Source organism: Streptomyces sp. PsTaAH-137 (assembly GCF_003259365.1).
GTDB lineage: Bacteria > Actinomycetota > Actinomycetes > Streptomycetales > Streptomycetaceae > Streptomyces.
In genome coordinates, this window is sequence record NZ_QLLY01000004.1 from 485,444 (window position 1) to 498,839 (window position 13,396).

A 13,396-nucleotide genomic window follows, 5' to 3' on the forward strand; every position below is an offset into this window, starting at 1 on the left:
GAAGGGGCGCTAGCGTGGGGGCACCTTTGCACACGCGGGAGCTCGGAGCACCGGGCTGAGAGGGCGCTGACCTTCGTCGCAGGACCTGTTTCACGTGAAACAGGCAGGACGAAGACGGCTGCGTCGACCGCCGAACCTGTTACCGGGTAATGCCGGCGTAGGGAGTAGCTCTCATGAGCATCAAGGACGCACGCACGCCTGCCTCCGACCAGGGCGACAGCCCGATCGAGGCCGGGAAGTCCATCGGCTGGCACAAGGGGTACATCGAGGGCTCGCGCCCCGACCTCCATGTGCCGGTCCGTCAGGTGCATCTCACCAACGGCCGGTCGGTCACGCTCTACGACACCTCGGGCCCGTACACCGATCCGACCGTCGACACCGATGTCCGCCGGGGCCTCGCACCCCTCCGCGAGAACTGGATCATCTCCCGCGGTGACACCGAGGAGTACGCGGGACGCCCCGTCCGCCCCGAGGACGACGGCATCAAGCACACCTCGCCGCGCGGCGGTCTGCGCAACCTGGACGCGGTCTTCCCCGGCCGCCCGCGCCAGCCGCGCCGCGGCCGCGACGGACAGGCGGTGACCCAACTCGCGTACGCACGACGGGGCGAGATCACCCCGGAGATGGAGTACGTGGCCCTCCGGGAGAACGTCGAGCCCGAGGTCGTGCGCGAGGAGATCGCGGCCGGCCGCGCGGTGCTGCCCGCCAACGTGAACCACCCGGAGATCGAGCCGATGATCATCGGCAAGCGGTTCCTGGTGAAGGTCAACGCCAACATCGGCAACTCCGCGGTCACCTCGTCCATCGAGGAGGAGGTGGACAAGATGACCTGGGCGACCAAGTGGGGCGCCGACACGGTCATGGACCTCTCCACCGGCCGCAACATCCACACCACGCGCGAGTGGGTACTGCGCAACTCCCCCGTCCCCATCGGCACCGTGCCCCTCTACCAGGCTCTCGAAAAGGTCGACGGCAAGGCCGAGGAACTGACCTGGGACATCTACAAGGACACGGTGATCGAGCAGGCCGAGCAGGGCGTCGACTACATGACGGTCCACGCCGGGGTCCGCCTCCCGTACGTCCCGCTGACCGCCAACCGCAAGACCGGCATCGTCTCGCGCGGCGGCTCGATCATGGCCGCCTGGTGCCTCGCGCACCACAGGGAGAGCTTCCTCTACGAGCACTTCGAGGAGCTGTGCGAGATCCTCGCGGCGTACGACGTCACGTACTCGCTCGGCGACGGCCTGCGCCCCGGCTCCATCGCGGATGCCAACGACGAGGCCCAGTTCGCCGAGCTGCGCACGCTCGGCGAGCTGAACACGATCGCCAAGCGGCACAACGTGCAGACGATGATCGAGGGTCCGGGCCATGTCCCGATGCACAAGATCAAGGAGAACATCGACCTTCAGCAGGAGATCTGCGAGGAGGCGCCGTTCTACACGCTCGGCCCGCTGACCACCGATGTCGCCCCGGCCTACGACCACATCACGTCCGGGATCGGCGCCGCGATGATCGCCTGGTGGGGCACGGCGATGCTCTGCTACGTCACGCCCAAGGAGCACCTGGGCCTGCCGAACCGGGACGACGTGAAGACCGGCGTCATCACCTACAAGATCGCGGCGCACGCGGCCGACCTCGCCAAGGGCCACCCGGGCGCGCAGGAGTGGGACGACGCGCTGTCCGACGCCCGCTTCGAGTTCCGCTGGGAGGACCAGTTCAACCTGGCCCTCGACCCGGACACGGCACGGGAGTTCCACGACGAGACACTGCCCGCGGAGCCCGCGAAGACCGCGCACTTCTGCTCGATGTGCGGCCCGAAGTTCTGCTCGATGAAGATCTCCCAGGACATCCGCCGCGAGCACGGCACGCTCCTGTCGGAGCAGTCCGAGATCGAGGCGGGCATGGAGCAGAAGTCGAAGGAGTTCGCGCAGGCGGGCAACCGCGTGTACCTGCCGATCGCCGACTGAGGCGTCGGCCGTACCGGCGCGCACGACTGCGGCTCGGGGCTTCGTGCACAGCGCCCCGAGCCGAGGTCACGGCCTTCGTGTACCTGTCGGACGGTCAGTCCGGCCGGCGCTCGGGGCCGCCGAAGTCCGGGCTGGAGAAGTCCGGACTGGAGAAGCCGGCGCGCTGTCCGGTGGCGGTGCCGCCACCGTCAGGGCTGCTGAACCCCGGCCTGTTGTAGCCGAGCTGGGGCATCCGGCTCGTGGCCTCGGCCCGGCCGGCGCCGAGTGAGCCACCGCCCGCGGGCGGCTCGGCGAGAGCCTCCCGCAGGAACGGCAGGATGCCCCGCTCCAGCAGTGCCTTGGCCCAGGCTTCCCTGGCCCGCGTCACCGCCTCGTTCGCCGCGCCGTGGGCTCCGGCCTGGAGCGAGGTCGCCCCGTTGCGCAGAGCCGTGAGCAGCAGGCACACCGCCGCGACGAGGATGCCCGCCGCGGTGAGCGCGCCGAAGACCCAGCCGGCCGTGAGCAGGGTGCCGGCGAAGTCCGGTGGCGGGTTGAGCATCTTCAGGATGTAGCCGACCAGCAGAAAGATCGCGGCGGCCGTCCCGGCGAGCACCGGGAAGAGGACGACGGCGACCGCGGCGATACCGGGCCCTGTCGTCTCCGCGACGTCACTCACGGTGGCGGCGAAGCCCAGGGGATTGCCGCCGCCGGTTTCCGAGGTCGTGCCGGAGGTGCCTCCTTCGTCGAGCGGTTGGGGCCGCGGGGAGGTACGCAGATCCTCACGGACCGATATGTAGTGCTGGTACTCGGTCGCTGCGGCGGCACTGATCAACGCCGCCGCGTTGAGAGCCATGGTGCGCAGCTGTTCGGGGTTGAGCCGCTGGCCCACTGCGGCGAGATCAGGCCGGTTCGGTGCGGTACGCAGCGCCTCATCGAGGATCCGCTCGAACTCGGGGCGGTCCTCGTTCAGCAAATGCGGAGCGCTGTTCATGTGCATCCCCCGATGCTCCGTAGGGCTTGGTGGCCCGCATGGGTACGAGCCGTCGGGCAGAAACGGAGGGGAGCCTGCTACGGATAAGCCGATGGTAGAGCTGCCACGGCGCGCGGTGACAGGGGGTTTCCGGAAATTGGCCTTGCGGCCGGAGGAATCCTCCGTCTACCGCGCCTTCCCGATCAACTCTCAGATATCCATCGGCAGTTGCTGGACCAGGAGTTTTCCGGCCATGGTCACACCGCCGTCCATGGCGATGGCGAGTCCGCCCGCGTACACGTGCGGTCCCTCGACGGCGGGCCGGGCGGGCTTCTCCTCGGCGTCGTCGGCGCCGGACTCGGCTCCGACCTCGCCCAGGAGGTACGGGATCGGGCTGTGGCCGTGCACCACTCGGCTGCCGCCGAAGGCGCCGAGCAGCTCGCGGACGGCGCCGGGGCCCGACTCCTCGTCGCGGAAGGCGAACCGCTTGGTGAACTTGCGGAACAGGTCCCAGCACTCGTCCGCGTCGTTGCGCGTGAGCGTCTCGCGGATGGTGTCGTTGACGGCCTCGATGGAATCGCCGTAGTCGAGGTACGACGTGGCGTCGGAGTGCATCAGCAGGTGGTCGTCCTCGATCTCGATCGCGTCGAGTCGGGACATCCACTGCAGATGGACGTCCTGGAGGCGGTCCATGTCGGACTTCTGTCCGCCGTTGAGCAGCCAGGCGGCCTGGAAGGTCGCGGTGCCGGCGCCCGAATTGACGGGGGTGTCGCCGAACCGCTTGGCGCCGAGCAGCAGCAGCTCGTGGTTGCCCATGAGGGCCTTGCAGTAGCCGCCCGCCGCGGCGGCCTCAGCCGAGAGCCGCATCACGAGGTCGATGACGCCGATCCCGTCGGGCCCGCGGTCGGTGAAGTCGCCGAGGAACCACAGGCGGGCGGTGCCCGCCGCCCAGTTCCCCTCCGCGTCGATCAGGCCCTTCTCCTGAAGGGCGGCGATCAGCTCGGCGAGATAGCCGTGCACGTCGCCGACGACGAACAGCGGACCGGGTCCTTCGCCCGCCACGGGGGCGGGAACCGGCGCCTGCTGCGGGGCCTCGGGCGGGGGCGGATCGGTCCTGCTGATGACCGGCAGATCGCGCTCCGTCGGCGTGTATCCCTCCGGATAGGCGTCGGGATTCTCCGCTCCGGGGGCGGGCTCGGTGGGCATCACATTCGCCGGTACGTCATGGACGTACGCGGGAACGCGGAAATCACGCAGCGTCTCTGTGCGCGCTGCGGGTCCCTGACCGGCCCCCTGAGTCATCGACCCCTCCACCATTGCGCCGCCTGTGCACCGGATCGGACTGCCTGGTCGCAGCGGCCCGCGGTGTCGTCCGCCCATCATAGGAATGCGGCTCGCGCTGTGTGATGCACCAGGGGTGGTGAATCGGTGACGGGGGGCTGTTCGCCCCTCATTTCTCCCGAATTGGTGCGGACTTTTCCTTGCTGGTTTCCGGGCCGCCCCGCGGTCGCGGGGCGGCGGCGGGACGGTCAGCCCTGCTTCGGGGAGCGCGGTGGGCTGACCGTGGTGCGGGAAGGGCGGCGCATCGAGGACGTCCGCACGATGAGTTCCGTCGGTATCACCTGCTCGACCGGTTGATCGGATTCGAGGCCCTCGATGGCGTCGATGAGCAGTTGGACGACGGCCGTGCCGATGCGTCGCGGTTTGAGCGACAGGGTGGTGATGGGCGGCTCGGTGTTCGCGTACACGTTCGACTCACTGCAGCAGACGAGCAGCAGGTCCTCGGGGACGCGCAGGCCGTAGCGGCGGGCCGCGGCGAGCAGGTCCGTGCCGTTGGGGTCGAAGAGGCCGTACACCGCGTCGGGGCGGTCGGGCCGGGCGAGCAGGCGGTCGGCGGCGACGGCACCCGCACACGGATCGTGCGCGGGGTACGACTCGTAGACCGGCTCCTGCCCGATCCGCTCGCACCAGCGCAGGTACGCGGAGGTGGAGAGGTGGGTGTACGTGTCGGTGGTGGTGCCCGTGAGCAGGCCGATGCGACGGGCGCCGGCCTCGGCGAGATGGTCGAGGATGCCGAGCACGGCGGCCTCGTGGTCGTTGTCGACCCAGGCGGTCACCGGCAGGGTGCCCCCGGGGCGCCCGTCCGAGACGACGGGCAGGCCCTGGCGGACCAGCTCGCTGACGACCGGGTCGTGGTCGGAGGGGTCGATGACGACGGTGCCGTCGAGCGCGACGTTCGACCACACGTCGTGACGTGAGGTGGCGGGCAGGATGACCAGGGCGTACCCACGGGCGAGCGCGGCCGAGGTCGCGGCTCTGGCCATCTCCGCGAAGTACGCGAATTCGGTGAAGGTGAAAGGTTCATCCCCGTAGGTCGTCACGGTCAGGCCGATGAGGCCCGACTTGCCGGTACGGAGCGTTCGGGCCGCCGCGGACGGGCGGTAGCCCAACCGGTCGGCGACCTCGCGGACGTGGCGTCGGGTGGCGTCGGGGAGCCGGCCCTTGCCGTTGAGTGCATCGGAGACAGTAGTGATCGAGACCCCCGCGGCGGCGGCGACATCTCTGATGCCCGCTCTGCCCGGCCGGGTGCCTCTGCGGGTCGTCGTCTCCGCCCGGCTCACCTGGTGCTTCCCTGCTGCTGTCATGGCGAGCCGATAGTAGGGCTCATGCGGCTGCATGGCGGGGGCGCATATGCCGGGGTTGACAGGCACGTTTCTGCAAGGTGATGCACCGTCAATGACCTTGGAATGTAGGGGAGTTGGAGGTCATCACGCTAGTACGTCACTTGTCGGCACGCATGAGCCTGCCAAGTCGGCGATGTTGCGAACAGGTCTCAACTCACCTTCACGGGTGATGCGCGCCACGGCGCGAGCCAGGGGCGCACGCCAGGGCATGGAGCGCTCCCCCCTCTCCGTACGCCGCGCGGTCCCGTGTGAGCCGAGGTGAGCCGGCCCATTGGGGCGGCCGGCGAATCCTCTTAAGGTGAGCAGTATTGGAACGGTGGCCACAAGGAGGACTGCGGTGAGCGAGACCAACCCGAAGCTGCGTGCGGAGCTGGCGGGGATCCCCGCCTACAAGCCGGGCAAGCCCGCGGCCGCCGGGGGCCCGGTGGCGTACAAGCTCTCCTCCAACGAGAACCCGTATCCGCCGCTGCCCGGCGTCATGGAGCAGGCGATCGCCGCGGCCGGGGCGTTCAACCGCTACCCGGACATGGCCTGCACCGGGCTCATGAACGAGCTGGCGGACCGCTTCGGCGTGCCGGTGACGCACCTGGCCACGGGCACCGGCTCGGTCGGCGTCGCCCAGCAGCTGCTCCAGGCGACCAGCGGTCCCGGCGATGAGGTCATCTACGCCTGGCGGTCCTTCGAGGCGTACCCGATCATCACGCAGATCAGCGGCGCGACGTCGGTGCGGGTGCCGCTGACCGGCGACGAGGTGCACGACCTCGACGCGATGGCCGACGCCATCACCGACCGCACGCGCCTCATCTTCGTCTGCAACCCCAACAACCCGACCGGCACCGTGGTGCGACGTGCCGAGCTGGAGCGGTTCCTCGACCGGGTTCCCTCCGACGTGCTGGTCGTGCTCGACGAGGCGTACCGGGAGTTCATCCGTGACGCCGAGGTGCCGGACGGCGTGGAGATCTACCGGGACCGGCCGAACGTGGCGGTGCTGCGGACCTTCTCGAAGGCGTACGGCCTCGCGGGCCTGCGGGTCGGTTTCGCCATCGCGCACGAGCCGGTGGCGGCCGCGCTGCGGCAGACCGCGGTGCCGTTCGGCGTGAGCCAGCTCGCGCAGGACGCGGCGGTGGCCTCGCTGCGTATGGAGGACGAACTGCTCGGCCGTGTCGGCTCCTTGGTGGCCGAGCGGACCCGGGTCGTCGACGCGCTGCGGGAGCAGGGCTGGACCGTGCCGGAGACGCAGGCCAACTTCGTGTGGCTGCGGCTGGGGGAGAAGACCCTGGACTTCGCGGCGGCGTGCGAGGCGGCCGGGGTGGTCGTCCGCCCGTTCGCCGGCGAGGGGATGCGGGCCACGATCGGCGAGACCGAGGCCAACGACATCTTCCTTCAGGCGGCCAAGGCGTTCCGCAAGGAGATGTAGCTCGGACGGCGGGAACGGCGGCGAACGGCCGGAGGGCGAGCACAGCGCCCTCCGGCCGTTCTGTGTCGTCGTCCGGGAGCGCCTGTGGCGTTCATCGCAGTAGGGGGACCCCCCTTCGGATCCCGACAACCAGTACGACATAATGCTTGTGAATGTGAACGCGTTCACAAGCGTGTCCCGGTTCCTCCCGGGATTTGTGGGATTAAAGGGGCAAACTGCCGCTGTGACCACAGCGATGTAAGGAGAGACGCAGTGGACCTGGCTTTGGCGCCGGAGACCCTGGCGCGATGGCAGTTCGGTATTACGACCGTCTACCACTTCCTGTTCGTCCCCCTGACGATCTCGCTCGCGGCACTGACCGCCGGGCTGCAGACCGCCTGGGTGCGGACGGAGAACGAGAAGTACCTCAGGGCCACCAAGTTCTGGGGCAAGCTCTTCTTGATCAATATCGCGATGGGTGTCGTCACCGGCATCGTGCAGGAGTTCCAGTTCGGCATGAACTGGTCGGACTACTCCCGCTTCGTCGGTGACATCTTCGGGGCGCCACTCGCCTTCGAGGCGCTGATCGCGTTCTTCTTCGAGTCGACCTTCATCGGCCTGTGGATCTTCGGCTGGGACAAGCTGCCGAAGAAGATCCATCTGGCCTGCATCTGGATGGTCTCGATCGGCACGATCCTGTCCGCGTACTTCATCCTGGCGGCCAACTCCTGGATGCAGCACCCGGTCGGCTACCGGTACAACGAGGCCAAGGGCCGCGCCGAGCTGACCGACTTCTGGCACGTGCTCACCCAGAACACCGCGCTCACCCAGGCCTTCCACACGCTGACCGCCTCCTTCCTCACGGGCGGCGCGTTCATGGTCGGCATCGCCGCCTTCCACCTGGCGCGCAAGAAGCACATCCCCGTGATGAAGACCTCGCTGCGCCTCGGCCTGATCACCGTGATCGTCGGCGGCCTGCTCACCGCGGTCAGCGGTGACCAGCTCGGCAAGGTCATGTTCAAGCAGCAGCCCATGAAGATGGCCGCCGCCGAGGCCCTGTGGGACGGACAGAACTCCGCGCCGTTCTCGGTGTTCGCGTACGGCGACGTCAGCAAGGGCCACAACTCCGTCGAGCTGTCGATCCCCGGGATACTGTCCTTCCTCGCCGACGACAACTTCCACTCGTACGTCCCCGGCATCAACGACACCAACAAGGCCGAGCAGGAGAAGTACGGGCCCGGCGACTACCGCCCGATCATCCCCGTCACCTTCTGGGCCTTCCGCTGGATGATCGGCTTCGGGATGGCGTCCTTCGCGCTCGGCATCCTCGGGCTCTGGCTCACCCGCAAGAAGTTCATGCTGCCTCAGCACCTGCGGGTGGGTGAGGACGAAGTGCCGAACCTGGTGCTGTTCAAGAACAAGGCCCTCAGCCCGAAGTTCACCAAGCTCTACTGGCTCGCCGCCCTCTGGACGCTCGGCTTCCCGCTGATCGCCAACTCCTGGGGCTGGATCTTCACCGAGATGGGCCGTCAGCCGTGGGTCGTCTACGGCGTGCTGCAGACCCGTGACGCGGTCTCCCCCGGTGTCTCGCAGGGCGAGGTCCTCACCTCGATGATCGTCTTCACCCTGCTGTACGCGGTGCTCGCCGTGATCGAGGTCAAGCTGCTCGTGAAGTACATCAAGGCCGGACCTCCCGAGCTGACCGACGACGATCTCAACCCGCCCACGAAGATCGGCGGAGACCGGGACGCCGACAAGCCGATGGCCTTCTCGTACTGAGGCCCAGGGAGCATCTGTCATGGAACTTCACGACGTCTGGTTCGTCCTCATCGCGGTCCTGTGGATCGGGTACTTCTTCCTGGAGGGCTTCGACTTCGGGGTCGGCATCCTCACCAAGCTGCTGGCCCGGAACCGCACCGAGAAGCGCGTCCTGATCAACACGATCGGGCCGGTCTGGGACGGCAACGAGGTCTGGCTGCTGACCGCCGGCGGCGCGACCTTCGCGGCCTTCCCCGAGTGGTACGCGACGCTCTTCTCGGGTTTCTACCTGCCGCTGCTGATCATCCTGGTCTGCCTCATCGTCCGGGGTGTCGCCTTCGAGTACCGGGCGAAGCGGCCCGAGGAGAAGTGGCAGACGAACTGGGAGCACGCCATCTTCTGGACCTCGTTGATCCCGGCGCTGCTGTGGGGTGTGGCCTTCGGCAACATCGTGCGCGGCGTCAAGATCGACAAGAACTTCGAGTACGTCGGCAACTTCTGGGACCTGCTCAACCCGTACGCGATCCTGGGCGGCCTGGTCACCCTGACGCTGTTCACCTTCCACGGCGCGGTGTTCACCGCGCTGAAGACGGTGGGCGACATCCGGATGCGGGCCAGGAAGCTGGCGCTGACGGTCGGTCTGGTGACCGCGGTGCTCGCGCTCGTCTTCCTGATCTGGACCCAGGTGCACACCGGCGACGGCTGGTCGCTCGGCGCGATGATCGTGGCCGTGGTCACGCTCGTCGGGGCGCTCGGCGCCATCAAGATGGGACGTGAGGGCTGGTCGTTCGCCCTGTCCGGCGTCACCATCGCGGCGGCGGTCGCCATGCTCTTCCTGGCGCTGTTCCCGGACGTCATGCCGTCCTCGCTCAACCCGGACTGGAGCCTGACGGCCTCCAACGCCTCGTCGAGCCCGTACACCCTGAAGATCATGACCTGGTGCGCGGGGATCGCGACACCGATCGTGCTGCTCTACCAGAGCTGGACCTACTGGGTGTTCCGCAAGCGGATCGGCACGCACCACATCGCCGACGCCGCGCACTGAGCACCTGCTCGCCCCCGCACTCCGACTCGCCTACGTGAGGGTGTGTTTCACGTGAAACCGATCGACCAGCGCCTGTTCCGGTACGCCCGGGCCACCCGCGTCTTCCTGATCGCGGTGGTCCTCCTCGGCGCCGTCGGGGCGGGCCTGGTCATTGCTCAGGCGATGCTCATCGCCGAGGTGGTGGTGGGGGCCTTCCAGCACGGCTTCGACGCGGGGCGGCTCGCCACCCCGCTGATCCTCCTCGCGGTGGTCGCCGCCGGGCGCGGTCTGGTGGCCTGGGTGACCGAGCTGGCCGCGCACCGGGCGAGCGCGGCGGTCAAGTCCGAGCTGCGCGGGCGACTCCTGGAGCGGGCCGCGCGGCTCGGCCCGGGGTGGCTCGCGGGACAGCGCACCGGTTCGCTGGTGGCCCTCGCGACGCGCGGCGTCGATGCCTTGGACGACTACTTCTCGCGCTATCTGCCGCAGTTGGGGCTCGCGGTGGTGGTCCCGGTGGCGGTACTCGTCCGGGTCGTCACCGAGGACTGGGTGTCGGCGGCGATCATCGTCGGCACCCTGCCCCTAATCCCGATCTTCATGATGCTCATCGGCTGGGCCACCCAGTCCCGGATGGACCGTCAGTGGCGGCTGCTGTCGCGGCTTTCGGGGCACTTCCTGGACGTGGTCGCGGGCCTGCCGACCCTGAAGGTGTTCGGCCGCGCCAAGGCGCAGGCCGACTCCATCCGCAAGATCACCGGCGAGTACCGCGCAGCGACCATGCGCACCCTGCGGATCGCCTTCCTGTCGTCGTTCGCGCTGGAACTGCTGGCGACGCTCTCGGTGGCGTTGGTGGCCGTCACCATCGGCATGCGGCTCGTGCACGGCGAGATGGACCTGTACGTGGGTCTGGTCATCCTCGTTCTCGCGCCCGAGGCGTATCTGCCGCTGCGGCAGGTGGGCGCCCAGTTCCACGCGGCGGCCGAGGGCCTGGCGGCGGCGGAGGAGATCTTCGCCGTCCTGGAGACCCCGCTGCCCGAGTCCGGCACGCAGGACGTCCCGGCGGGCCGCGGCATCGGCTTCGACCGGGTGTCGGTCCGCTACGAGGGACGGGACGCGGACGCGGTCTCCGACCTCTCCTTCGAGGTGGCCGAAGGGGAGACGGTCGCCCTCGTGGGGCCCAGCGGGGCGGGCAAGTCGACCCTGCTGGCCGCGCTGCTCGGTTTCGTCCGTCCTTCGGGCGGGCGGGTCCTCGTGGGCGGCGCCGATCTGGCGGACGTGTCGCGGGAGGCGTGGCACGCGCGCGTGGCGTGGGTGCCGCAGCGGCCGCAGCTGTACGCCGGGTCGATCGCCGACAACGTACGGCTCGCGCGGCCCGACGCCGACGACGCGGCGGTGCTCGGCGCCCTGCGGGACGCCGGCGCCCTGGAGTTCGTGGAAGCGCTGCCCGAGGGCGTGGCGACCGTACTCGGCGAGGACGGGGCCGGGCTCTCCGCGGGACAGCGGCAGCGCCTCGCGCTGGCCCGGGCGTTCCTCGCCGACCGGCCCGTGGTGCTGCTCGACGAGCCGACGGCCGCGCTGGACGGCGAGACCGAGGCGGGCATCGTCGAGGCGGTGCGCAGGCTCGCCGTCGGACGGACCGTGCTCCTCGTCGTGCACCGGCCCGCGCTGCTCGCGGTGGCCGACCGGGTGGTCCGGATCGAGGCACCGGGCGAGGGGCGGACCGGCTCGGCCCCCACGGTCCCGGCGCCCGCCGCGGTGCCTGCGCAGCTGGCGCGGCAGGCGTCCGAGCAGGCCCGGGAGACCCGCGACGAGGGGGCAGCGCGCGGTCACGTCCTCACCCGGCTGCGGGCCGCCGCCCGCCCCCGCCGCTCGCGGCTGCTTCTCGCACTGCTGCTCGGCGCCCTCGCGCTCGGCAGCTCCGTCGGCCTGATGGCCACCTCGGGATGGCTGATCTCGCGCGCCTCCGAGCAGCCACCGGTGCTGTACCTGATGGTCGCGGTGACGGCCACGCGCGCGTTCGGCATCGGCCGGGCCTGCTTCCGGTACGCGGAGCGGCTCGTCTCGCACGACGCCGTGCTGCGGATGCTCGCCGACACCCGGGTCGCCGTCTACCGGCGCCTGGAGCGGCTCGCGCCCGCCGGACTGCGCACGCAGCGCCGCGGTGACCTGCTGTCCCGCCTCGTCGCCGACGTGGACGCCCTCCAGGACTACTGGCTGCGCTGGCTGCTGCCCGCGTCCGTGGCCGCCCTGGTCGGCGTCGGATCGGTGGCCTTCACCGCCTGGATGCTGCCCGCCGCCGGTGCCGTCCTCGCCGTCGGACTGCTGCTCGCCGGGATCGGCGTGCCCCTGCTGTCCGGCGCCGTGTCCCGCCGCGCCGAACGGAAGCTGGCGCCCGCGCGGGGCGTCCTCGCGACCCGCGCCGCCGAACTGCTCACCGGCACCGCCGAACTGACCGTCGCGGGTGCCCTGCCGCGCCGCACGGCGGAGGCCCGCGCCGCCGACTCCGCGCTGACCCGGATCGCCTCGCGCACCGCCACCGCGACCGCTCTCGGCGACGGCCTCACCGCGCTGATCACCGGCCTCACCGTGGCCGCCGCGGCGCTCGTCGGCGTCCAGGGCGTGCGCGCCGGACAGCTCGACGGGGTCGCGCTCGCCGTCGTGGTGCTGACCCCGCTCGCCGCGTTCGAGTCGGTCCTCGGGCTGCCGCTGGCCGTGCAGTACCGCCAGCGGGTCCACAAGAGCGCCGAGCGGGTCTACGAGGTCCTGGACGCCCCCGAACCCGTACGCGAGCCCGAGCGGCCCGCTCCGGCGCCGCAGGACCCCTTCCCGCTCGTCGTGCGGGACCTCGGCGCGCGCTACGAGGGCGCGGCGCGGCCCGCGCTCGCGGGCGTCGGCCTGACCCTGGAGCGGGGCCGCAGGGTCGCCGTCGTCGGCCCGTCCGGCTCCGGCAAGACCACCCTCGCCCAGGTGCTGCTGCGCTTCCTCGACGCGGAGAGCGGGACGTACACGCTCGGCGGGACGGACGCCGACGCCCTCGACGGCGACGCCGTACGCCGCCTGGTCGGGCTCTGCGCGCAGGACGCGCACCTCTTCGACAGCTCGGTCCGCGAGAACCTGCTGCTCGCCAAGAAGGACGCCGGCGAGGACGAACTGCGGGCCGCGCTCGACCGCGTACGGCTCCTGGAGTGGGCGGACGCGCTTCCCGACGGGCTCGACACGCTGGTGGGCGAGCACGCGGCCCGGCTCTCCGGCGGGCAGCGGCAGCGGCTCGCGCTGGCCCGCGCGCTGCTCGCCGACTTCCCGGTCCTGGTGCTCGACGAGCCCGCCGAGCACCTGGACCTGGAGACCGCCGACGCGCTCACCGCGGACCTGCTGGATGCGACCCGGGGACGGGCGACCGTGCTGATCACGCACCGGCTCGCCGGTCTGGACGCCGTGGACGAGGTGATCGTGCTCGACGGCGGGCGGGTCGCGCAGCGCGGCTCCTACGCCGAGCTGGCCGCTGTCGACGGGCCGCTGCGGCGGATGCGGGAGCGGGAGGGAGAGACCGAGCTGCTGGTCGGCGCGGGGCCGGCTGTCGCCGCCGCCGGTTTCACCGGCTGATCCCGACTTTCCTCGCCA

At 70.3% G+C, this 13,396-nt stretch carries 8 protein-coding genes and 1 riboswitch; of the genes, 5 read left to right on the forward strand and 3 right to left on the reverse strand.

Features of this window, described 5'->3' with window-relative positions; all coding sequences use genetic code 11:
* The first annotated feature begins 24 nt into the window (after window positions 1-24).
* A riboswitch (TPP riboswitch) is annotated at window positions 25-181 on the forward strand.
* Complete coding sequence (thiC, locus tag K377_RS11300; protein WP_111663091.1) at window positions 174-1,967, forward strand: phosphomethylpyrimidine synthase ThiC; 1,794 nt, start codon at window positions 174-176, stop codon at window positions 1,965-1,967. Its footprint overlaps the riboswitch before it by 8 nt.
* Before the next feature lie 94 nt (window positions 1,968-2,061).
* Here the strand turns inward: thiC and K377_RS11305 are convergent, their stop codons facing one another.
* The 3 genes from K377_RS11305 to K377_RS11315 form a co-directional block, all read right to left on the reverse strand.
* Window positions 2,062-2,943: a hypothetical protein gene (locus K377_RS11305; protein WP_111663092.1), complete on the reverse strand. Its 882-nt coding sequence runs from the start codon at window positions 2,941-2,943 to the stop codon at window positions 2,062-2,064.
* A gap of 183 nt (window positions 2,944-3,126) precedes the next feature.
* A complete protein-coding gene (locus K377_RS11310; protein WP_111663093.1) occupies window positions 3,127-4,218 on the reverse strand; it encodes a metallophosphoesterase in 1,092 nt (363 codons plus the stop codon).
* Window positions 4,219-4,445: 227 nt separating this feature from the next.
* Window positions 4,446-5,561, reverse strand: a complete 1,116-nt coding sequence (locus K377_RS11315; RefSeq protein ID WP_111663094.1) for a LacI family DNA-binding transcriptional regulator — start codon at window positions 5,559-5,561, stop codon at window positions 4,446-4,448.
* A gap of 376 nt (window positions 5,562-5,937) precedes the next feature.
* Here K377_RS11315 and hisC point away from each other — a divergent pair, with 376 nt between their 5' ends.
* The 4 genes from hisC to cydD all read left to right on the forward strand — a co-directional run bounded on the left by hisC (window position 5,938) and on the right by cydD (window position 13,378).
* Entirely contained in the window at window positions 5,938-7,017 is a 1,080-nt protein-coding gene (gene hisC / locus K377_RS11320; RefSeq protein WP_111663095.1) for a histidinol-phosphate transaminase, read from the forward strand.
* Window positions 7,018-7,269: 252 nt separating this feature from the next.
* Window positions 7,270-8,775: a cytochrome ubiquinol oxidase subunit I gene (locus K377_RS11325; RefSeq protein ID WP_111663096.1), complete on the forward strand. Its 1,506-nt coding sequence runs from the start codon at window positions 7,270-7,272 to the stop codon at window positions 8,773-8,775.
* A gap of 19 nt (window positions 8,776-8,794) precedes the next feature.
* Window positions 8,795-9,799, forward strand: coding sequence for a cytochrome d ubiquinol oxidase subunit II (gene cydB, locus K377_RS11330; protein WP_111663097.1), 1,005 nt, complete (start codon window positions 8,795-8,797; stop codon window positions 9,797-9,799).
* Between the two features lie 51 nt (window positions 9,800-9,850).
* Window positions 9,851-13,378: a thiol reductant ABC exporter subunit CydD gene (gene cydD, locus K377_RS11335; protein ID WP_111663098.1), complete on the forward strand. Its 3,528-nt coding sequence runs from the start codon at window positions 9,851-9,853 to the stop codon at window positions 13,376-13,378.
* Window positions 13,379-13,396: the final 18 nt, after the last annotated feature.